The sequence below is a fragment of the Micromonospora sp. NPDC049801 genome (assembly GCF_040656575.1).
In the GTDB taxonomy this organism is placed as follows: Bacteria; Actinomycetota; Actinomycetes; order Mycobacteriales; family Micromonosporaceae; genus Micromonospora.
Map to the genome: position 1 here is coordinate 1 of NZ_JBFAMS010000010.1, position 20648 is coordinate 20648.

General features: G+C 71.1%; 12 protein-coding genes. 7 read left to right on the plus strand and 5 right to left on the minus strand.

Annotated features, from left to right (window positions below; translation table 11 throughout):
• Positions 1-908: 908 nt before the first annotated feature.
• Positions 909-1088: a hypothetical protein gene (locus AB0I89_RS18895; RefSeq protein WP_357128614.1), complete on the minus strand. Its 180-nt coding sequence runs from the start codon at positions 1086-1088 to the stop codon at positions 909-911.
• Between the two features lie 19 nt (positions 1089-1107).
• Here AB0I89_RS18895 and AB0I89_RS18900 point away from each other — a divergent pair, with 19 nt between their 5' ends.
• The 5 genes from AB0I89_RS18900 (at position 1108) to pulA (ending at position 9593) form a co-directional block, all read left to right on the plus strand.
• The gene (locus AB0I89_RS18900; protein WP_357128050.1) at positions 1108-1950 is read left to right on the plus strand and encodes a hypothetical protein; all 843 of its coding nucleotides are present in this window, start codon (positions 1108-1110) and stop codon (positions 1948-1950) included.
• Between the two features lie 49 nt (positions 1951-1999).
• The gene (locus AB0I89_RS18905) at positions 2000-2389 is read left to right on the plus strand and encodes a hypothetical protein (protein ID WP_357128053.1); all 390 of its coding nucleotides are present in this window, start codon (positions 2000-2002) and stop codon (positions 2387-2389) included.
• A 135-nt stretch (positions 2390-2524) separates the two neighbouring features.
• On the plus strand, positions 2525-3190 hold the full coding sequence (locus tag AB0I89_RS18910) for a hypothetical protein (RefSeq protein WP_357128056.1): 666 nt from the start codon (positions 2525-2527) through the stop codon (positions 3188-3190).
• Between the two features lie 92 nt (positions 3191-3282).
• A complete protein-coding gene (locus tag AB0I89_RS18915) occupies positions 3283-3981 on the plus strand; it encodes a cellulose binding domain-containing protein (RefSeq protein WP_357128059.1) in 699 nt (232 codons plus the stop codon).
• Between the two features lie 110 nt (positions 3982-4091).
• On the plus strand, positions 4092-9593 hold the full coding sequence (gene pulA, locus AB0I89_RS18920) for a pullulanase-type alpha-1,6-glucosidase (RefSeq protein WP_357128062.1): 5502 nt from the start codon (positions 4092-4094) through the stop codon (positions 9591-9593).
• 65 nt (positions 9594-9658) lie between these two features.
• Here pulA and AB0I89_RS18925 read toward each other — a convergent pair whose 3' ends face one another.
• The 3 genes from AB0I89_RS18925 to AB0I89_RS18935 all read right to left on the minus strand — a co-directional run bounded on the left by AB0I89_RS18925 (position 9659) and on the right by AB0I89_RS18935 (position 15753).
• The gene (locus AB0I89_RS18925; protein ID WP_357128065.1) at positions 9659-11305 is read right to left on the minus strand and encodes a hypothetical protein; all 1647 of its coding nucleotides are present in this window, start codon (positions 11303-11305) and stop codon (positions 9659-9661) included.
• A gap of 287 nt (positions 11306-11592) precedes the next feature.
• Positions 11593-13581, minus strand: a complete 1989-nt coding sequence (locus AB0I89_RS18930) for a right-handed parallel beta-helix repeat-containing protein (RefSeq protein WP_357128068.1) — start codon at positions 13579-13581, stop codon at positions 11593-11595.
• A gap of 684 nt (positions 13582-14265) precedes the next feature.
• Positions 14266-15753 (minus strand): aminopeptidase P family protein, encoded by a 1488-nt coding sequence (locus AB0I89_RS18935; RefSeq protein ID WP_357128071.1) that lies wholly within the window; start codon positions 15751-15753, stop codon positions 14266-14268.
• Between the two features lie 132 nt (positions 15754-15885).
• Between AB0I89_RS18935 and asnB the strand changes: the two genes are divergently transcribed.
• Positions 15886-17847, plus strand: a complete 1962-nt coding sequence (asnB, locus tag AB0I89_RS18940) for an asparagine synthase (glutamine-hydrolyzing) (protein ID WP_357128568.1) — start codon at positions 15886-15888, stop codon at positions 17845-17847.
• Positions 17848-17940: 93 nt separating this feature from the next.
• Here asnB and AB0I89_RS18945 read toward each other — a convergent pair whose 3' ends face one another.
• Positions 17941-19089, minus strand: a complete 1149-nt coding sequence (locus AB0I89_RS18945) for a lytic polysaccharide monooxygenase (protein WP_357128074.1) — start codon at positions 19087-19089, stop codon at positions 17941-17943.
• A gap of 409 nt (positions 19090-19498) precedes the next feature.
• Between AB0I89_RS18945 and AB0I89_RS18950 the strand changes: the two genes are divergently transcribed.
• A complete protein-coding gene (locus tag AB0I89_RS18950) occupies positions 19499-20635 on the plus strand; it encodes an XdhC family protein (protein WP_357128077.1) in 1137 nt (378 codons plus the stop codon).
• Positions 20636-20648: the final 13 nt, after the last annotated feature.

Below are 20648 nucleotides of genomic sequence, written 5' to 3' on the forward strand. Positions count from 1 at the left end.
CGTGCTCCTCTGCTTCATCGGGGGATACGCACTCGGCACACGGGGGTGTGCCGGACGGAAGTTCTTGGGGATCGGCCCGGCGACCCGGCGGGGCCCTGCTCGGGGGTGTCCCGGAGGGTCGTGCAACGGTCCGGGCCAGCGGATCATTCCCGCCGGGGAACCGGGTACGGCCGGTGGTGCTCGGCCGTGCGGGGATGTAACGACGCCGACCCGGCGGGTGTTCCCGGCGGCCGGGGCTGCGACCCGGGGGTCGCGACGGCGTGCCAGGTATAACGACCCCGCCCGGCCCGCGATTCCGCCCGCTCGGTGTCACCGACCACAGCATGCCGACGGCCCAAACCCGAACAGACATCGCATCCGTGACGCCGTGCACGGGCCCCACCGGCGTGATCGTCACCAGAGCGCCGATCTGGGGGCGTCCGCGCAGAGGGACGCCCCCACATCATCGCCCGGAGTGGATCACCCGGGCGATCCGGTGTCTCCGGGGAGATGTGGGGGCGTGATCGAGTCGACGTCGGCGATGTCGGGGTGTCCGGGCGTGCGGGATACCCCGATATCGCTGACCTGGAGTCGATCAAAGGGGCGGGCACGATCGTCCGCGAGTGTCCAAGCGCGTTGGACTACCGAAACCGGACAAAATCACAATCCGACGCTCGGTAATCCGCGCAGTATCGGGGATGTTGCTGCCTCAGCGGGTTCTGAGGCAGCAACATCCCCGAAAGTGCTCTCTCACCGACCAGGGCGCACCAACCCGAGTGAAGTCTGAGACGGCGTACACGGCGCAAGATCGTGCTCGAACCAGGAAAGAGGGCCCTCGCCGCGCGGCCGAGGCCACTACAACCAGGATCGAGCACGATCATGCCCGCACGGACCTGCCTCGGTTGCCCGGAGGTTGGACCGGCGGGTGGTTAGGCGGAGTCCGCTGCGTCGTTGGCCTGGGCGTGACGTTCCCGCAGTCGCTCCCGGATCTCCTCCGGGGTGTACGCGCGTCGGCGCCGCTCGGCCCGGGCAATGACCACACCGGACGCTGCCACCCCGGCGAGGCCGGCCAGGCCGAGGACCTTCCACCACCGCACTCGTTGCCGCATCGGCCTAGGCTAGTCCCTCATGAGCATCAGCCTGGATGAGGCCGTCGAGTTGACCCGCACCGGTGACGTGTGGGTGTTCCGGGGCCGCAGCGTGCCGGACCGGGCGATCCAGTTCACCACGAACAGTCCGGTCAACCACGTCGGAATGGCTGTCGTGCTGGACGACATGCCGCCGCTGATGTGGCACGCGGAGTTGGGCAAGTCCCTGCCGGACCTGTGGTCGGGCACGCACCAGCGCGGTGTTCAGTTGCACGACCTGCGGGACGCGGTCTGCGTGTGGGCCAACCGGTACGGTCAGCGGGCTTGGCTGCGGCAGCTCGACCCGCCGGCGGAGGGCGAAATGGAACGCGCGGTGCTGCGGACCGTCGCGCGCCTGGACGGCACGCCGTTCCCGTCGACCGCCCAGTTGGCGTGGCGGTGGGTGCGCGGCCGGGTGCCGTCGTTGCCGGGTCCTGGCCGGGCGGCACTCCGAGCCGTATCGCGGGCCGCCCAAGCGGCCTGGATCGATCCCGCTGCTTCGGCCACCCCGACCGGTTCGACCAACGGGGCCACACCGACCGCTTCGACCAGCGGGGCCACCCCGACCGGTTCGACCGACGGGGTCACCCCGGTCGCTGCGGGCGGTGCGGCCAACCGGGGGACAACTGCGGCTCCGACCAGCGCGGCCGCTCGGGATCGGGCGTTGGAGACGGCGTACTGCGCCGAGGTGGTGGCCGTGACCTACGAGGCGATGGGCCTGCTGCCCGCCGGCAAGCGTCCGAACTGGTACGACCCGGGCCGGTTCTGGAGTGGTGACGACCTGGGGTTGGCCGGGGGCGCCCGACTGGGTACGGAGATCGAGGTGCGGGTCCCGCCCCGCTGAGGCTCGGCCCGAGGTTTGGCCCACCCGGCGCGGGGCAATTGCTGTCCTCGTGAACGCCTCCACGGATCTCGACACGCTGACCGGGTTCTTCGACCGGTACGGCGCCGCGTTGACCTCGGGCGACCTGCCGTCCCTCGGTGGGTGTTACGCCCTACCCGGGTTGGTGGTGGCGGACACGTACAGCTTCTCGTTCACCTCGCTGGCGGCGGTCGCGCTGTCCTTTGTGGGCGCCGCACCCGACTACCAGGACCGGGAGCTGATCGCCGCGCACGCCCGGATCGAGGACGTGCAGGCGGTGTCCGCGCTGCTGACCCTGGTGTCGGTCGAGTGGGAGTTCCTGGACAGCCAGGGGCGTGCGGTGCCGGGGGAGCGGTACCGCTACCTGCTGCGAATCTCGGGTGAGGGGCCGCTGATCTGCACGGTCGTCCGGACGGGCTGACCGCCAGCGGAGCGTCGACGCGCCCGAGCCGTTTTCCGGACGGAGGGGGCCGGTCGGTCTGATCCGTACCCGCCAGGTTTCCGGTCCGCCCGGCGCTGGCTACGCTGTCGCGTCGGTGGGACGAGGGGAGACCTGATGGCGGTGGGGCCGGACGGCGCGGGAGGTCCGCGGACGGCGCGAGTGGTGCTGTCGCTGCCGTGGATCGTGGTGCTGGTGGGCGTCTGCGCGCTGGCGGTGCTGTTGGTGGTCGCGCTGTTGTCGTTCCGTACCCGGGAGCGGGAAAGCGCGCCGCAGGCCGCGCCGCCGGTGTTCCTGCCGACGACGCCGGCTGCCTCGTCGTCGGCCCCGACACCGGGTGGGTTGGAGCGGCGGTCGGCGTCGCCGCGCGCGTCGCGCAGCAGCCGGACGCCGTCGCCGCGCGTCACCACGAAGTCGCCGTCGCCGGGCGCGACGAGCGCTGCGGCCCTGGCGACAAAGGACCCGGCGGTGTCGGCGCAGTACAAGGTCGGCACGGATGGCTGGAACGCGACCGATGCCACGCTGTCGGTGACGAACGGGTCGGACCGGTCGGTGGACTGGCGGGTGGAGTTGGCCTTCGCGGATGACACGCGGGGTCTGCGCGTCAGCGGGGCGGCGGGGATCTCGGTGGCGGCGCAGGGTGACGGCGCGTTCGTGCTCAGCGGCGGAGAGTCGTTGGGTGCCGGTGACACGCAGACCCTGCGGTTGCGGGTCAGTTGGGATGGATCGGCGCAGCGTCCGGTGCGGTGCGTGATCAACGGGGTGGAGTGCCGGCTCAGCTGACCGGGCGTCGGGCGCGTCGCGCGCGACGCCGACGCTTTCCGGGGCGGGCCGTCGATCGCTAGGCTGCCCGGACGGCCCGCTGAGGGAGGTACATGTCCGGCATGCGTCGTGCCCCGCGACCGTCGCACGGTCCGGCGGCCATCGCGTCGTCGCCGTGGATCGTGGTGGGCGCCGGTGTCGTCGTGATGGTGGTCCTGCTCTTCGTGGCTCTGGGCGCGTACCGGGGGCGTAGTCCGGCGCGGGACGGCGGGCCGCCACCGGCGGGTCTGCCGTTGCCGCAGGCGCCGGTGTCGCCGTCCGGGCTGTCGCCGACGCCGCTGCCGGAGAACTCGGCGCTGCTGCCCGGGTTGTCGCCGCGGGCCAGCGGGCTGCCGCCGAGCGCGCCGGTCACGCCGGTCACGTCGCGGCCGTCGACGGTCGGTCCGACGGTGGCGTCGACGTCGGCGCGACCGCCGATCCGGCCGTCGCGGCAGCCGTCGGCGGTGAGCGGACGCTACCGGGTAGTGCAGAGCTTCGACGGTGGTTTCATCGGCGAGGTGCTGATCGTCAACGGGTCCGGTGTGGACCGGGGTTGGACGGTGCGGTTCGAGTTCGCCGGTGGTCGACTGGTGACCACCTGGGTGGAGGGCGTGCCCCAGGGGACGCTGCGGCAGTTCGACGGCGGCTTCACGTACGTCAGCGGGGTGGACGTGCCGGCCGGTGGGTCGGTGGCGCTGCGGTTCCACCTGGAGCGGGCGTCCTCGACGCCGCGCGGGTGCACTGTCGACGGGGCGCGTTGTAGCGGGTTCTGAGCGAGCCTTCCGCAAGTTTGCTGCTCTGTTACGACTTTGTTTGCAAGGTATTGCAGATCGTTGCGGCAAGGGTTAGCGTGCGGCCAATCACGACCAGAGGAAGGCCGTCGATGAAACCCCCGCCGATACGCCGTACCGCCCTGCTCGCGCTCGTCAGCCTGCTCACCGTGACTCTCGTCGGCGCGCCGGCCTCCGCCGGTCCACTCGGCGCCAACGCCGACCCCCGGCCGTCCAGCGCCGAATCCCTGACCGCGGCCGGCGCGGTCCAATGGCGCGACGAGCCCAGCGCCGACGCGTTGCTGGCCGCGGGCGCCGACGCCGCGCGTGCCGAGCAGTTCTACTTCGTCCTGCCGGACCGGTTCGCCAACGGCGACCGCCGCAACGACTCCGGCGGGCTCACCGGCGACCGGCTGCGCACCGGTCTCGACCCGGCCGACAAGGGCTTCTACCACGGCGGTGACCTCAAGGGCGTGATCGACAAGCTGGCCTACATCCAGGGCCTGGGCACCACCGCCATCTGGCTCGCCCCGATCTTCAAGAACCGCCCGGTGCAGGGCGAGGGGAACGACATCTCCGCCGGCTACCACGGTTACTGGATCACCGACTTCACCCAGGTCGACCCGCACTTCGGCACGAACGCCCAGCTCAAGGAGCTGGTCTCGCTGGCGCACCGGCGAGGCATCAAGGTCTATCTCGACGTGGTGGTCAACCACACCGCCGACGTCATCAGGTACGCCGAGGACCGCTACGCCTACGTGGACAAGGCGACCTCGCCGTACACGGACGCGCGGGGGCGGGCCTTCGAGGACCGCAACTACGCCGACGGCAGCCGGGACTTCCCGACCGTCGACGCGAACGCCGGCCCGTACACGCCGGTCCTTCCCGAGCCGGGTGACGCGACGGTGAAGGTGCCGGCCTGGCTCAACGACGCCAGCATGTACCACAACCGGGGCGACTCCACGTTCGCCGGCGAGAACAGCGAGTACGGCGACTTCTTCGGTCTCGACGACCTGTGGACCGAACGGCCCGAGGTGGTCCAGGGGATGACCAAGGCGTACGGGGACTGGATCGGCGCGACCGGCGTCGACGGGTTCCGGCTGGACACCGTCAAGCACGTCAACATGGACTTCTGGCCGCAGTTCACCCGGGGCGTCGAGCGGGCCGCCGAGACGGCCGGCAGACGCGACTTCTTCGTCTTCGGCGAGGTGTACAGCGCCGATCCGGAGGTCACCTCGACGTACGTGCGCCGCGGCGGCCTGCCGGCCACCCTCGACTTCGCGTTCCAGGAGGCCGCGCGGGGCTACACGGCGGGTGCCGGCTCGGCGAAGGCCCTCGCCGACGTGTACGCCCGGGACGACCTCTACGCCGCTCGGGACACCGACGCCGGCCGGCTGACGACCTTCCTCGGCAACCACGACATGGGCCGGATCGGGTCGTTCATCGCCGGCGGCGGCACCGACCCGGCCAGTCACCTGCGCCGCGACCAGCTCGCCCACCAGCTCATGTTCCTCACCCGCGGCCAGCCGGTGATCTACTCCGGCGACGAGCAGGGCTTCACCGGCCCCGGTGGGGACAAGGACGCCCGGCAGGACATGTTCGCCTCGAAGGTGCCCGACTACCTCGACGACGACCTGCTCGGCACCGACCGCACCCACGCCAGCGACCAGTTCGACACCGCCCACCCGCTGTACCGGACGATCGCCGAGCTGGGCCGGCTGCGCCAGGCACACCCCGCGCTGCGCGACGGCATCCAGGTCACCCGGTACGCCGCCGACGGTCCCGGCGTGTTCGCCGCCTCCCGCGTCGCGCCCGCTGACCGGACCGAGTACCTCGTCGCGGTGAACAACGCCGCGACCGCGCAGACTGTCAGCGTGGACACCTGGTCGGCCGGCGCCACCTTCACCGGCATCTACGGCGCTTCCGCCAGCGCGAAGGCCGGCGGCGACGGGAAGGTCACGCTGACCGTGCCGCCGCTGTCGGCGGCCGTGTACCGCGCGGGCAGCCCCATCGCCCGGCCGAGCGGCACGCCGACCATCACCATCACCACCCCCGCGCCGGACGCGTCGGTGGCGACCCGGGCGGCGGTCACCGCACAGGTGACCGGCGACCCGCTGTCGACCGTCACGGTGGCGGCCCGGGTCGGCGGCGGCCGGTGGACGTTGCTGGGCAGCGCGGACCACGCGCCGTACACCGTGCACCACGACCTGGACGGGCTGGCCGGCGGCACCCGCGTCGAGTACCGCGCGGTCGTCCGGGACGGCCGGGGCCGCACCGCCACCGCCCGGTCCGTCGCGGTCGTCGGCACGCCCGAGCAGGGCGGGTCCCGGGAGTGGGCGGTGGTGCACTACCAGCGCCCGGCCGGGGGGTACGACGACTGGGGGCTGTACGCCTGGGGCGACATCGACCCGGCGTACGTCACCGAGTGGCCCACGGGGCAACCGTTCGCCGGGGAGGACTCCTACGGCCGGTTCGCCTGGGTGAAGCTCAAGCCGGGCGCGAAGTCGGTGGGCTTCGTGGTGGTCGACAAGAACGGCACCAAGGACGTCGCCCAGGACCGCAGTATCGACGTGAGCGCCACCGGTGAGATCTGGCTCAAGCAGGGTGACCCGGCGATCTACCCGAGCAGGCAGGCGGCCACCGGCCAGTCGGACCCGCCCGTCGAGAAGGGCACCGCGGTGATCCACTACCGGCGGGCCGACGGCACCTACGACGGCTGGGGTCTGCACCTGTGGGACGGCGCGGCCAACCCGACCGACTGGGCCACCCCGCTCGCGCCCACGTCGACCGACGCGTTCGGCGCGGTGTTCCGGGTGCCGCTGGCGGCCGGGGCCACCGGGCTGAACTACATCCTGCACAAGGGCGACACCAAGGACCTGCCCGACGACCAGCGGCTCGACTTCGCCAGCGCCGGACGGGAGGTGTGGCTGCTCGCCGCCACCCCGGGGCGGCTGCTGCCGTCGACCGCGACCAGCGCCGGCGGGGACACGGACATCGGCAAGCAGAAGGCGCACTGGATCGACAGGTCCACGGTGGCCTGGCAGACCCCACCTACCGACGGTCGGGTGTACGCCCTGGTGGCCGCCCCGGCCGGCGGGGTGAGCGTCGTCGACGGGGAGCTGTCCGGGGCGTACACCAGTCTGCCGTTGCGCGCGCAGCGCAACGGGCTCACCGAGGCCCAGCGCGCGGCGTTCCCGCACCTGTGGTCCCACCGGGCCTTCACCCTCGACCGCGGTGACCTGGCGAAGGTGCCGGCGGCGCTGCGCGGACAGCTCCTGGTCACCGAGCGCGACGCCCAGGGCAAGCTGCTCGCCGCGACCGGCGTGCAGATCCCCGGCGTGCTCGACGACGTGTACTCCCGGGCCACCCAGGTCACGCTCGGTCCGACCTTCGCCGGCCGGACGCCGAGCCTCGCGCTCTGGGCGCCGACCGCCCGGACGGTGGAGCTGGAACTGTTCGACTCGCCCACGGCCGCGCCGAAGACGGTGGCGATGCGCCGCGACGACCGCACCGGCGTCTGGTCGGTACGCGGCAGCCACGCCTGGACGGGGAAGTACTACCGCTACCGGGTGCAGGCGTGGCAGCCGGCCGCGCAGCGGATGGTCACCGCGTCGGTCACCGACCCGTACTCGGTGTCCCTCGCGGCGGACTCGACGCACAGCCAGCTCGTTGATCTCGACGACGCGGCGCTGGCCCCGCCGGGCTGGCGGACGCTGCGCAAGCCGGCCGCGGTGCCGGCCTCGAAGGCGCAGATCTCCGAGCTGTCGGTGCGTGACTTCTCCATCGCCGACGAGACCGTGCCGGCGCAGCGGCGGGGCACGTTCCTGGCGTTCACCGACCCGGGGACCGCCGGCATGAAACACCTGCGGGCGCTCGGCGACGCCGGCGTCACCCACCTGCACCTGCTGCCGGCGTTCGACTTCGCCACCATCCCCGAGAAGCGGGCCGACCAGCGCCAGCCGGCCTGCGACCTGGCGGCGCTGCCACCGGACTCGGACCAGCAGCAGACGTGCGTCGCGGCCGTCGCCGACACCGACGGCTACAACTGGGGGTACGACCCGCTGCACTACACCGTTCCGGAGGGCGGCTACGCCCTCGACCCGAGCGGGGCGGCGCGGACCACCGAGTTCCGTCGCATGGTGGCCGGAGTGAACGACGCCGGCCTGCGGGTGGTCATGGACGTGGTCTACAACCACACGGCGGCGGCCGGCGTCGACCCCAGGTCGGTGCTCGACCAGGTGGTGCCCGGCTACTACCACCGGCTGCTCGACGACGGCACCGTCGCCAACTCCACCTGCTGCGCCAACACCGCGCCCGAGCACGCGATGATGGGCAAGCTGGTGGTCGACTCGCTGGTCACCTGGGCCAGGCAGTACAAGGTGGACGGTTTCCGGTTCGACCTGATGGGCCACCACCCCAAGGCGAACATCCTGGCCGTCCGGGCGGCCCTGGACCGGCTCACCCTCGCCCGTGACGGCGTGGACGGCAAGGCGATCATGCTGTACGGCGAGGGCTGGAACTTCGGCGAGGTCGCCAACGACGCCCGGTTCGAGCAGGCCACCCAGGCCAACATGGCCGGCACGGGCATCGGCACGTTCAACGACCGGCTGCGCGACGCCGTGCGCGGCGGTGGACCGTTCGACGCCAACCCGCGCGTGCAGGGCTTCGCCTCCGGGCTCTACACCGACCCCAACGGCGATGAGGTGAACGGGTCGGCGGCCGAGCAGAAGGCCCGCCTGCTGCACGCCCACGACCTGATCAAGGTGGGCCTCACCGGCAACCTGCGGGACTACCGGTTCACCGACACCTCCGGGCGCACGGTCACCGGGGCCCAGGTGGACTACAACGGCTCGCCGGCCGGTTACACCGCCGCGCCGGGGGAGGCCGTCACCTACGTCGACGCGCACGACAACGAGATCCTGTACGACGCGTTGGCGTACAAGCTGCCGCAGGGCACCAGCGCGGCGGACCGGTCCCGGATGCAGGTGCTGGCGCTGAGCACGGTGGTGCTGGGGCAGGGCGCCGGGTTCGTCACCGCCGGCACGGAACGGCTGCGGTCGAAGTCGCTGGACCGCAACTCGTTCAACTCCGGTGACTGGTTCAACCAGATCCGCTGGGACTGCGCCAACGGCAACGGGTTCGGCGTCGGCCTGCCACCGGCGCAGGACAACCAGGACAAGTGGCCGTACGCGAAGCCGCTGCTGGCCGACCCGGCCCTGGTGCCCGACTGTTCGGCGATCGGCACCACCGACGCCCGGTACGCCGAGCTGCTGCGCGTCCGGGCGTCGTCGCCGGTGTTCGGGCTGGGCAGCTCCGAGCAGGTGCAGCGACGGGTGGCCTTCCCCCTGTCCGGCGAGTCGGAGACGCCGGGCGTGCTGACCATGAAACTGGACGCGCGTGGTCTCGGCGGGGCGTGGACCGCGCTGACCGTCGTCTTCAACAGCACTCCGGAGACGGCGACGCAGACGGTGACCGGTCTGCGGGGCGCGGACGTGTCGCTGCACCCGGTGCTGGTCAACTCGGCCGACCCGGCGCTGCGGACGTCGTCGTTCGACCGGGCGTCCGGCACCTTCACGGTGCCGGCGCGCAGCGTGGCGGTCTTCGTCCAGAAGTGAGCGGGGACCGGCCCCCTCCCGCGTCGCGGAAGGGGGCCGGTCCGTGTGGTGCGTCGTGCTCTTGATCAGGCGAAGCAGTTCTCGATGGCGCCGCCCGGGATGGCCAGGCAGTTCGTCGGGCGGTTCGCGGTGATGGCGGACTTGTCGTCCACGTTCACCGGCCCGAAGAAGGTGAACACACCGCCCGGCGCGAAGGTCGAGAAGTTGTTGGCGACCTTCGTCTTCGACAGGTTGACCTCGCCGAAGATGTTGAAGATGCCGCCGCCGACCCCGATCGGGCCGATGGCCCGGTTGCCGACGACCTCGCTGTTGCGCAGCGTGAGGATGCTGCCGGCGTTGAAGACCCCGCCGCCGAAGAAGCCGGCGGTGTTCTCCTTGATCCAGCTGTCCTCGACGGTCACCGCGCTGTCGAAGGCGATGGCGAGACCGCCACCGACCCCGGCGGTGCTGTTCTTCGCGACCGTCACCTTGTGCAGGTTCAGCTGGCTGTCCGCCGCCGCCAGACCACCACCGGCGAGGACCGCCGTGTTCGAGGTGATCTCGGTGTCGTACGCGGTGGTGTTGCCCTCGATGTCGAGGTAGCCGCCGCCGAAGCCCAGCGTCTCGTTGTCGCTGATCACGGTCTTCTTGAGCTCGACCGTGCCGCCGTCGACGTCCTCGGTGAAGATCTCCGCGGCGCCGTTGGAGATGCCGCCACCGCCGATGATCGCGGTGTTGTCCTTGATCTTCGACTCCTCGACCTTGAGCAGGCCGGCGTTGAAGACACCGCCACCGAAGAAGAAGGCGGTGTTGCCCGCGACGGTGCTGTGCCAGATCTTCGTGGTGCCGAAGTTGGCCACACCGCCGCCGTTGCCGCCGGACTGGTTGAGGACGACCTCGGACTCGATGATCTCGGCGGAGCCGCCCGGCTGCACCAGGATGCCCGCGCCGTCGGTGTCACCCGGCTCCTCGACGAGCGGCGTGACGGCGCCCGGCGCCGCCTTCGTGGCGGCCTTCGCGGTCGCCTTCGGCGCGGCCTTCAGGCCGGCCTTCGGGTTGGCCTGCCGCGCGGTGAGGGCCTGGTCCAGCGGAACGCCGGCCTTCACCTGCGCCGCGATCGCCTCGGAGTCCGAGTAGGACGCCCAGACGGCCGCCGGCTCGACGGCGCTCAACAGTTCGAGGGTCTGACCACCCTTGACGGTCAGGCCCTTGATGGTGAGGTGTCCGCCAGGACCGACGTTGAGGATCCGGAAGTAGTCGGCCGTGGCCTCACGGGCGATCGTGGTGTGCTCGCCCTTGAGGGTGATGTTCTCGGTGATGACCGGCAGACCGTTGCCCTGGTAGTCGTTGCGGCTCAGGTTGTAGGTGCAGCCCTTGGCCAGCTCCAGCACACCGCCGTGCTTGTTGTTGGCGAACACGATCGCCTGGATCAGCTTGTCGGTGTCGCAGGGCACCTCCTTCCCACGCTCGTGGTCCTTGTCCCGGTCCTTGTCCTTGTCCTTGTTCTGGTCCTTGTCCCAGTCACGACCCTCGTCACCGTGCTGGTCGCCGTCCTTGCTCACCTGCGCGGTGTTCCAGTTCAGGCCGACCGCCCCGGCGCTGCCCGCGACGCCCACCGCCGCGAGACTGATCACGCCCGTCAGACCGGCCACGCCGCTGGCGAGCCAGAGCTTGCGGCGGCTCTTGGCCGTCGCCCGCCCGGAGGCTTCGTTGTTCGTTAGGTAGTTGGACATCGGAGCTCTCTGCCCTCTCCTCGTACCAGACAGGGTCGCCGCCCTCAGACGGTCGTCCCCTGCTACAAATCGGTTGTAGCTCCCAAAAACACCGTATGAGAATGTTCCTCGCCTCGGGGGTGTATCCGAAACAACCCCACATTAGGTTCACGTTGCCCCCAGCGAGGACCGGACGGACACACCCCTGCCCAAGTCGGCCTGTGGGCCCGTGACCTGCCCAAATGGGTACGCCCCTCCGAGCCGGTGACGGCTCGGAGGGGCGTTCTATGTGGTTCAGCCCCACCCGGTCAGGCGAAGCAGTCCAGAACGTTGAAGCAGTTGGTCGGACGGTTGGCGGTGACTGCGGACTCGTCGTCCAGCGTCACGGTGCCGCCGAGGCTGTTGAAGATGCCTCCCGGCTCGAGGGTGGAGAAGTTGTACGCCACCTTCGTCCGGTGGAGCGTGACCTCGCTGCCCTCGGTGTTGAGGATGCCGCCGCCCCGGGCGAACGGGCCGATGGCCCGGTTGCCGACGACCTCGCTGTCGCGCAGCGTCGTGCGGCTCTCGTCGTTGAAGAGGCCAGCGCCGGCGGACCCCGCGGTGTTGTCCTTGATGGCGGTGTCCTCGATCGTCGCGGTGCTGTCGGAGACGACCGCCACACCGCCACCGTCGCGGCCAGCGCTGTTCCTGGCCACCGTGGCGTGCTTGAGGGTGAGCTGACTGTCGGCCACGGCAACGCCGCCCCCGTCGAGCACCGCCGTGTTGTCGGTGACCTTCGTGTCGTGCAGGGTCGTGGTGCCCTCGACGTCCAGGACGCCGCCGCCGAAGCCGAGCGTCTCGTTGTCGGTGATCTCGCTCTTGTAGACCCAGACCGCACCGCCGTCGACGGACTCGGTGAAGATCTCGGCCGCGCCGTTGGCGATGCCGCCACCACCGATGATCCCGGTGTTGTCCTTGATCTTCGACTCGTCGACCTGGAGCACGCCGGCGTTGAAGATGCCACCGCCGAAGAAGAAGGCGGTGTTGTGTGCGACCGTGGTCTTGCTGAGCCTGGTGCTGCCGAAGTTGGCCAGCCCGCCGCCGTTGCCGCCGGACTGGTTGTAGAGCAGCTCACTGTCCAGGATCTCGGCCCGACCCCCAGGCTGTACGAGCACCCCGGCGCCGTCGTTGAACCCGGGCTCCTCCACCAGCGGCGCAACCTGAGCTCCGGTCGCCGCCGTCGTCGGGGCGGTTGCCGCTGCCGGCTTGGCTGCGGTTCCGGTTGCCGGCTTGGTGGCCGCTGCCTTGATCGCCTTGGCCGTTGGCGCTGCCGGCTTCGCTGCGGCTGCCGCCTTGGTCGCTGCTGTGGGCTCCGCCGCCTTGCTCGCTCCCGGCTTGGCGGCAGCGCCCTTGACCGCCGCGCCCTTGACCGCCGCCTGCTTGGTCGTTGCCTGCTTGGCCGCCGTCTGCTTGGCCGCCGTCTGCTTGGCCGCCGTCGGCTTGGCCGTCGTTGTAGTCGGCTTGGCTGCCGCTGCGGTGGACGTCGCCGACTTCGCCGCCGCCGTCGTGGCCGGCTGGGCTGCGGCGCCCGCTGCGGTGGTGGCCGCCGGCTTACCCGTGGCCGGCGTGGTCCGGACCGAGGTCGCGTACGGCCCCCAGACCGTCGCCGGCTCCACGGTCATCGCCCGCTGGATGGTCTGCCCACCCTTGATGCTCAGGCCCTTGAGGGTGAGCTGCCCGCCCGGTCCGACGTTCAGGATGCGGAAGTAGTCGGCGGTGGCCGCACGACCGATGGTCGTGTGCTCGCCCTTGAGCGTGATGGGTTCGGTGATCACCGGGAGGCCGTTGCCGTCCTGGTTGCGGGTCAGGGTGTACGTGCAGCCCTTGGCCAGCTCCAGCACACCGCCGTCGCCGTCGTTGGCGAAGGTGATCGCCTGGATCAGCTTGTCCGAGTCGCAGGGCACCTGCTTGGTGCGATCCTTCTCGTCCCGCTTGTCGTCCTTGCCGGCGCGGTCGTCGCTGCCGCTCCAGTCGTCGCCGCTCCACTCGTCGTTGCCACCGTTCTCCTTGCCGCCGTTCTCCTTGCCGCCGTCGGCGTTCGCGTCGGCGTCGCTGACGTTCTGCCGGTTGGTCGACGGCTGGGCGTCGGACACCCGGGCGGAGGTGGGTTTGTCGTCCCGTGCGGCTACGCCACCGAGGGCGGCCAGGCCGACCACCCCGGTCAGGCCCGCGACGCCGGCAACCCACAGGGCCCGTCGTCGTCGTGTTGGCGGAGCCGTCGAGGCCCCGCCGTCGGTACTCGTTACGTCGTTGGACATCAGAGCCTTCCGCCTCTCCTGCTACCAGACGGGGTCGCACCGCCCGCAGCGCCACGACCAGCTACAAATCGGTTGCAGCCTCTGATGTCCACCGTATGAGAACTATCTTCGCGAGGCGGACGTATCCGAGAAAACCCCGCATACGCCTCAAGTTAGGGCACGAGCCCGTAACGGTCCGGGGCGACAGGAAGGGGTGTGAGCAGCCCAAACGCCACGAGGCGCCCCTTGCCGTCCGGCGTGGGGCGCTTGGCGGTGCCGCTGGTGGTGATCGGCTCGGGTTCCTGGAAAACGCGCTCTCCGAGCGGGTCGGAAACCCCGACATCAAGGAGGTCGAGTGGATCTAGCCCGGTAGCAGGCATGATCCACTCCAGTGCGCCGATGGCGCGGTATCCCGGCGTCTGGATACCCCAAGCTCGGTGATCTGGAGTGGATCAACGCGCCGGCCACGGCCGGTGGTCCGGCACCCGCCGGCCACGAGTCCAGATCGAGGCCCGAGGCCCGAGGCCAGGCCCAGGCCCAGGCCCGGACATCGGCCAGGCCCAGGCCCAGGCCCAGGCCCGGACATCGGCCAGGCCCAGGCCCAGGCCCAGGCCAGGCCCGGACTAGGTCCAGGCACTGGCCCAGGTCTATGCCGAGGCGGCGACCCCAGGGGCTCGGGGGCGAGGTCGAGGGGTGGGGCTTGGGTCAGCCGGGCAGACGGGGCCCGGCTTCGCGCTGCTCGGCCAGCCAGGTCTCCACCTCGTCGGAGGTGCGCGGCAGGCCAGCCGACAGGTTGACCGCGCCGGTCGCGGTGACCAGGACGTCGTCCTCGATGCGGATGCCGATGCCGCGCAGCTCGGCGGGGACCAGCTCGTCCTCGGGCTGGAAGTAGAGACCCGGCTCCACGGTGAGCACGTAGCCCTCGCCCAGGGCGCCGTCGCGGTACGTCTCCTTGCGGGCGTTCGAGCAGTCGTGGACGTCGATGCCGAGCATGTGGCCGAAGCCGTGCAGCGTCCAGCGCCGGTAGACCGACGACTTCTCGTCCATGGCCTCGTCCACGCTCACCGGCAGCAGGCCCAGGTCGGACAGGCCCTCGGCGAGCACCCGCATACAGGTCAGGTGGACGTCCTTGAACTTCACGCCGGGGCGGATGGCGTCCATGCCGGCCTGCTGTGAGGCGTACACGATGTCGTAGACCTGGCGTTGCAGGGCGGTGAACCGGCCGTCGACCGGCAGCACCCGGGTCACGTCGGCGGTGTAGAGGTTGCGCCCCTCGACCCCCATGTCCATGAGCAGCAGATCACCCGGGCGGGTGGCGCCGTGGTTGTGCACCCAGTGCAGGATCGTGGCGTGCTCGCCCGCGCCGACGATCGAGCCGTACCCGACGTCGTTGCCGTCGTGCCGCGCGCGCAGCGCGAAGATGCCCTCCAGCAGGCGCTCCGAGACGGCGCGGTCGGCCGGCAGGACGCGGGCCACGTCCTCGAAGCCCCGGACGGTGGCGTCGATCGCGTCCTGGAGCTGGCCGATCTCCCACTCGTCCTTGACCAGCTTCAGCTCCGAGATGGCGATGGCCAGCTCCCGGTCGCGGGCCGGCTGACCCTCGGCGCGCGGCCCGTCGTAGGGGCGCACGGCCGCGTCCACCTGGGCGTCGAAACCGCGCAACACCCGGGTACGCCCCGGAGCGAGGTCGGCCAGCGCCGCCTCCAGCCCGGTCAGGTCGGCGGTGGGCAGGTCCAGTTCGGTGGACTTCTCGCCGAGGGTGTGCCGCCGGCCCACCCACAGCTCGCCGTGCCGGCTGCGGAAGAACTCGTCGGTCTCCCGGGACGAGCGGGGCCGCATGTACAGCGTCGCGTCGTGGCCCGAGCCGTTCGGGCGCAGCACCAGCACGCTGTCCGGGTCGTGGTCACCGGTCAGGTAGGCGAAGTCGCTGCCCGGCCGGAACGGGTACGCGGTGTCGTTGGCACGGACCTTCTCGCCGCCGGTCGGGATGACCAGCGTCTCGCCCGGGAAGGCCGCGGAGAGCGCAGCCCGCCGCTTGGCGTAGTTGGGGATCTCTGGACGCGGCGTGACCGGGAGTTCGGTGTCGCGCCAGCCCTGCCGCATGAACGACAGGAACGCCTCCGGGAAGTCCGGATCGTGCGATTCCGTGCCGTCTGTCGGCGTACCCTCGGTGCTTTTGCGTTCCTCGGTCATTGCGCCGCTCCCCTCCGCTCGTGGCTGGTCCCGACGGTACCGCGCGCCCGGTTCGCGGTGGTGGCGGCCGGGAGCGCCCCGAACGACGGACGGCTGCGACGGGCCGACGGAGCGCGTGGAAAGATGACGACCATGTGCGGACTCCTGGCCTTCTTCAGCGCGAACGGCAACGCCGCCGCGCACCGCGACCACATCGCCGGAGCATTGGAATGCCTGCACCACCGCGGCCCGGACGAGACAGGGGTCGAGGTGGTCGGCGACGCGTCCGGCCGGTACGCGGACGGAGTGTTCGCCCACAAGCGGCTCGCCATCATCGACGTCGCGTCGAGTCACGAGCCGCTGCCCTACGCGAACGGCCGTTACCTGCTGACCTTCAACGGTGAGATCTACAACTACATCGAGCTGCGCGACGAGCTGATCCGGGACTTCGGCGCGCAGTTCGCCACCGCCGGTGACGGCGAGGTGATCGTCGCCGGCTACCACTACTGGGGCGAGCAGGTGCTCACCCGGCTGCGCGGCATGTTCGCCTTCGTCATCTGGGACCGGCAGGAGCGGCGCGCGTTCGGCGCCCGCGACTACTTCGGCATCAAGCCGCTGCACTACCTGGAGACCGCCGACGGCCTCTACCTGGCGTCGGAGAAGAAGGCGCTGCTGCCGTTCGCGCACAGCAACTACCAGGGCGACGCGGGCGTGGACGCGGCGAACCTGAGTCACTACCTGACCCTGCAGTACGTGCCGGAGCCCGGCACGCTGCACAAGGGCATCAGCCGGATCGGCTCGGGCGAGTACCTGACCTGGACCCCGGGCGGGCGGATCGACGTACGGCGGTGGTACCGGCCGGTGTTCCGGCCCGCGCCGGTCGACGATGAGCAGAAGCTGTACCACGAGATCCGCGAGACGCTGCGCGAGAGCGTGCGCATGCACATGCGCTCGGACGTGCCGGTCGGCTCGTTCCTGTCCAGCGGCATCGACTCGACCGCCGTGGTCGCGCTGGCCCGCGAGTTCAACCCGAACATCCTGACCTTCACCGTCGGCTACGACGTCCCGGGTTACTCCGAGATCGACGTCGCCCAGGACTCGGCGCGGCACCTGGACGTCACCACCATCCCCACCAAGATCGGTCCGCAGGACATGATCGACGCGCTGCCGAAGATCGTCTGGCACCTGGACGACCCGGTGGCCGACCCGGCGCTGGTGCCGCTCTACTTCGTGGCGAAGAAGGCCGCCGAGCACGTCACGGTGGTGCTCTCCGGTGAGGGGGCCGACGAGTTCTTCGGCGGTTACACGATCTACCGGGAGCCGCTGTCGCTGGGCACCGTCAACGGCCTGCCCGGTGGCGTGCAGAAGGGGCTGCGCGCGGTCTCCAAGGCCATCCCGCAGGGGGTCAAGGGCAAGAGCTTCCTCGAGCGGGGCACCACGCCGATCGAGGAGCGCTACTACGGCAACGCGCGGATGTTCACCGAGGAGGAGAAGCAGCACCTGATGCGTCGCTACGACCCCTCGGTGCGCTACACCGACGTGACCGCCCCGATCTACGCCGAGTGCACCGAGCTGGACGACGTCACCAAGATGCAGTACGTCGACCTCTACACCTGGCTGCGCGGCGACATCCTGGTCAAGGCCGACCGGATCTCGATGTCGCACTCGCTGGAGGTGCGGGTGCCGTTCCTCGACCGCGAGGTGTTCGACGTCGCGGCGAAGATCCCGGTGGACCTGAAGCTGCCGCCGCGCTCCGACGCCACCAAGTACGCGATGCGTCAGGCGTTGCAGGGCGTTGTCCCGCCGGCGATCGTCAACCGCAAGAAGCTGGGCTTCCCGACCCCGACCCGGGTGTGGCTGCGCGGCGAGATGTACGAGTGGGCCCGCCACGTGCTGAGCACCTCCGGCGCGGGTGACCTGCTCGACCTGTCGTACGCGCTGCGGCTGCTCGACGAGCACAAGCGCGAGGAGTTCGACCACTCCCGCAAGGTGTGGACGGTGCTGATCTTCTGCATCTGGCACGCCATCTTCGTGGCCAAGACGCTCGACCCGGGCATCCAGCGCAACCAGTCGGCCCTGCTGACAAAGCCGGTAGTCGGTTCCATGGTCCGCTAACCGCGCACCCCGCACCCACCCTGTCGATCAAGAGGTTTGCGTCACCGGAAGCGCTCCGGATGACGCAAACCTCTTGATCATTTCAGGGGGACCTCAGCGACGGGCGCAGGTGACTGTCGGGAGGGTGTTGGTTCCTGTGCTGCTGGCCAGGAAGCCGAACGATGTCGTGCCCTCGGGCGCGACCGTGCCGTTGTACTGGACGTTCGTCGCGGTCACCGAGGCGCCGGACGTCGTCTGGGTGGCATTCCAGACCTGGTTGATCACTTGTCCGCTGGGCCAGGTCCAGCTCGCGGTCCAGCCGGAGAACGGCGTACTGCCGTGGTTCATGATCGTGACTTGTCCCTGGAATCCGCCCTGCCAGGTGCTGGTCACCGAGTAGACGGCCATGCAGTCACCGCTGGACGGCGGCGGCGTGGTCGGCGGCGGGGTGGTCGGCGGAGGCGTGGTGGGCGGGGGCGTGGTGGGCGGCGGGGTGGTCGGCGGAGGCGTGGTCGGCGGGGGCGTGGTGGGCGGCGGGGTGGTCGGGTTGTTCCCGCCCGGACCCACACCGGTCACCTGACCGCTACCACCGTCGAACGTCACGTCGGAGCAGCCGAAGAAGTTCTCCTGCGAGTCCGAACGCACCCAGCGGGAGTAGATGATGTGCCGACCGCTCTTGCCCGACGGCAGGTTGCCGCTGAAGTAGTAGTGACCGTCGTTGGTGCCGACCGCGCCGCGCTGCGGCGGGTTGGTCACCGTCAGGAACGGCTCCTCCAGGTCACTCCAGGCCAGCGCACGGGTCGGGCTCCAGCTGTCCTTCGTCACGTAGAAGTAGAAGGTGCCCGGGTGGTGCGCCCAGTTGCTGTACCGGAAGTCCAACCGCGCGCCGGACGTCAGGTGGGTCAGCGGCCAGTCGGTGCGGGGCAGGTCGTAGCCCCGGTAGCCGGTGTTGCCACCGCTGCACAGCTGCCCGTCCGGGATGAAGCCGGTGGTACGGCCACCGGCGTCGGAGCGCAGCACGCTGAACCAGTTGTAGAGCGAGTTCGTGCCGCTCTGCGCCACGGCGGCGGCACACGCCGGGTTGTTCGGCCTGATCTCGCCGGTCTGGCTCATGCCGTCCTGCCAGCAGAGGTAGGTGCGGGCGCCCGGCGTCATCGCCGCGCCGTGCGCGGCCGCCGGTTGTGGACTGGACGCCAGGGCGACGGCGCCCAGCGCAAGGGTCAGGGCCGCGGTGAGCACTGCGGCCGTACGGGAACGGTTCACGGGTTCTCCTGACTCGCGAGGCGTCCCGCCCGAGGCCGCCCCGCCGCAAGCGGATACGACGATCACCCTGGCGCGCCCCGGCAGAAGATCGGCCGGCGGACACGCGCCATCGACGGTCCTGTCCTGGACCGGTGCCCTCGCGTCCAACAACCCGGCAACCGGCGGCGCGACAGCCCTCGCACCACCCGGTACGGGCCATCCCACCACGTCGCCCGCCACCGACGCAATAGTCGGTCCTCGATATGTCAAACACGGCGGGCCGGCGCCGGCTCGGCGGACTCCTATCCGGTCCGGCGGGTTGCTTCCTATAGTGATGGTCTGCGCCCCGACGGTCTTCCCGCGCAGATCGCCCGCCTCGGGTCGCCTCACGCCGCCCGTAGCGTCGCGCAGACGAAGGAGGCGGCAGCGCGTGCCCGACGTGTTCGACGAACTGCACCGCCGCTGCCGGGCCGGCGAGCCGGTCGCCCTGGCCACCGTGGTCGCCACCTGGCGGTCCGCGCCGCAGCCGCCCGGCGCCGCCATGCTCGTCGCCGCGGACGGCACGGTCACCGGCAGCGTCTCCGGCGGCTGCGTCGAGGCGGACCTCTACGAGCGGGCCCGCCACGTGCTCGACACCGGCGTACCGGAGTTGGTCCACTACGGCGTCAGCGACGACGAGGCGTACGCCGTCGGGCTCACCTGCGGCGGCCAGCTGGACGTGTTCGTCGAGCGGTTCGACGGCGATGCCCTGGCGCAACTCGACGTGGTCGCCGCCGCGCGGCAGGCCGGCGAACCGGCCGCGGTCGTCACGTGCGTGGCCGCCGATGCCGGTGACACGTCCGACCCGGCGGGGCGGCTGGGTCGCCGGCTGGTGCTGACCGGGCGGCGGGTGACGGGCTCGCTCGGCGACGACCGGCTGGACGACGCCGCGGCCGACGACGCGCTCGGGCTGCTCGCGGCCGGGCACAGCGGCGTCCTGGGGTACGGCTACCAGGGGCAGCGTCGGGGCGGCGGCCTCAGTCTCTTCGTGGCCGCGTACGCCACCGCGCCCCGGATGATCGTCTTCGGGGCGATCGACTTCGCGGCGGCGGTGGCGCACATCGGCGTGTTCCTCGGCTACCGGGTGACCGTCTGCGACGCTCGGCCCGTCTTCGCCACCGGCCGGCGCTTCCCCGACGCGCACGAGGTGGTGGTGCGGTGGCCGCACCGCTACCTGCGGGACGAGATCGACGCCGGCCGGGTCGACGGGCGCACGGTCGTCTGCGTGCTCACCCACGATCCGAAGTTCGACGTGCCGCTGCTGGCGCTGGCCCTGCGCGAACCCCTGGCGTACGTCGGCGCGATGGGGTCGCGACGTACCCACGACGAACGGCACAAACTACTCCGCGAGGCGGGGCTCGGCACCGCGCAACTCGACCGGCTGGCCTCACCGATCGGGCTGGACCTCGGTGGTCGTACCCCCGAGGAGACCGCGGTCAGCGTGGCCGCGCAGATCGTCGCGGCCCGCTGGGGCGGCAGTGGCCGCCCCCTGGCCGCGACCGACGGGCCGATCCACCACGCGGACTGATCCCGCTGTGCCA

Bases quoted from the DNA above. Each gene is read 5' to 3' on its own strand.
- AB0I89_RS18930 (WP_357128068.1), bottom strand. From the start codon at position 13,581: ATGTCCAACGACGTAACGAGTACCGACGGCGGGGCCTCGACGGCTCCG.
- AB0I89_RS18895 (WP_357128614.1), bottom strand. From the start codon at position 1,088: ATGCGGCAACGAGTGCGGTGGTGGAAGGTCCTCGGCCTGGCCGGCCTC.
- pulA (WP_357128062.1), top strand. From the start codon at position 4,092: ATGAAACCCCCGCCGATACGCCGTACCGCCCTGCTCGCGCTCGTCAGC.
- AB0I89_RS18925 (WP_357128065.1), bottom strand. From the start codon at position 11,305: ATGTCCAACTACCTAACGAACAACGAAGCCTCCGGGCGGGCGACGGCC.
- asnB (WP_357128568.1), top strand. From the start codon at position 15,886: ATGTGCGGACTCCTGGCCTTCTTCAGCGCGAACGGCAACGCCGCCGCG.
- AB0I89_RS18900 (WP_357128050.1), top strand. From the start codon at position 1,108: ATGAGCATCAGCCTGGATGAGGCCGTCGAGTTGACCCGCACCGGTGAC.
- AB0I89_RS18935 (WP_357128071.1), bottom strand. From the start codon at position 15,753: ATGACCGAGGAACGCAAAAGCACCGAGGGTACGCCGACAGACGGCACG.
- AB0I89_RS18915 (WP_357128059.1), top strand. From the start codon at position 3,283: ATGTCCGGCATGCGTCGTGCCCCGCGACCGTCGCACGGTCCGGCGGCC.
- AB0I89_RS18910 (WP_357128056.1), top strand. From the start codon at position 2,525: ATGGCGGTGGGGCCGGACGGCGCGGGAGGTCCGCGGACGGCGCGAGTG.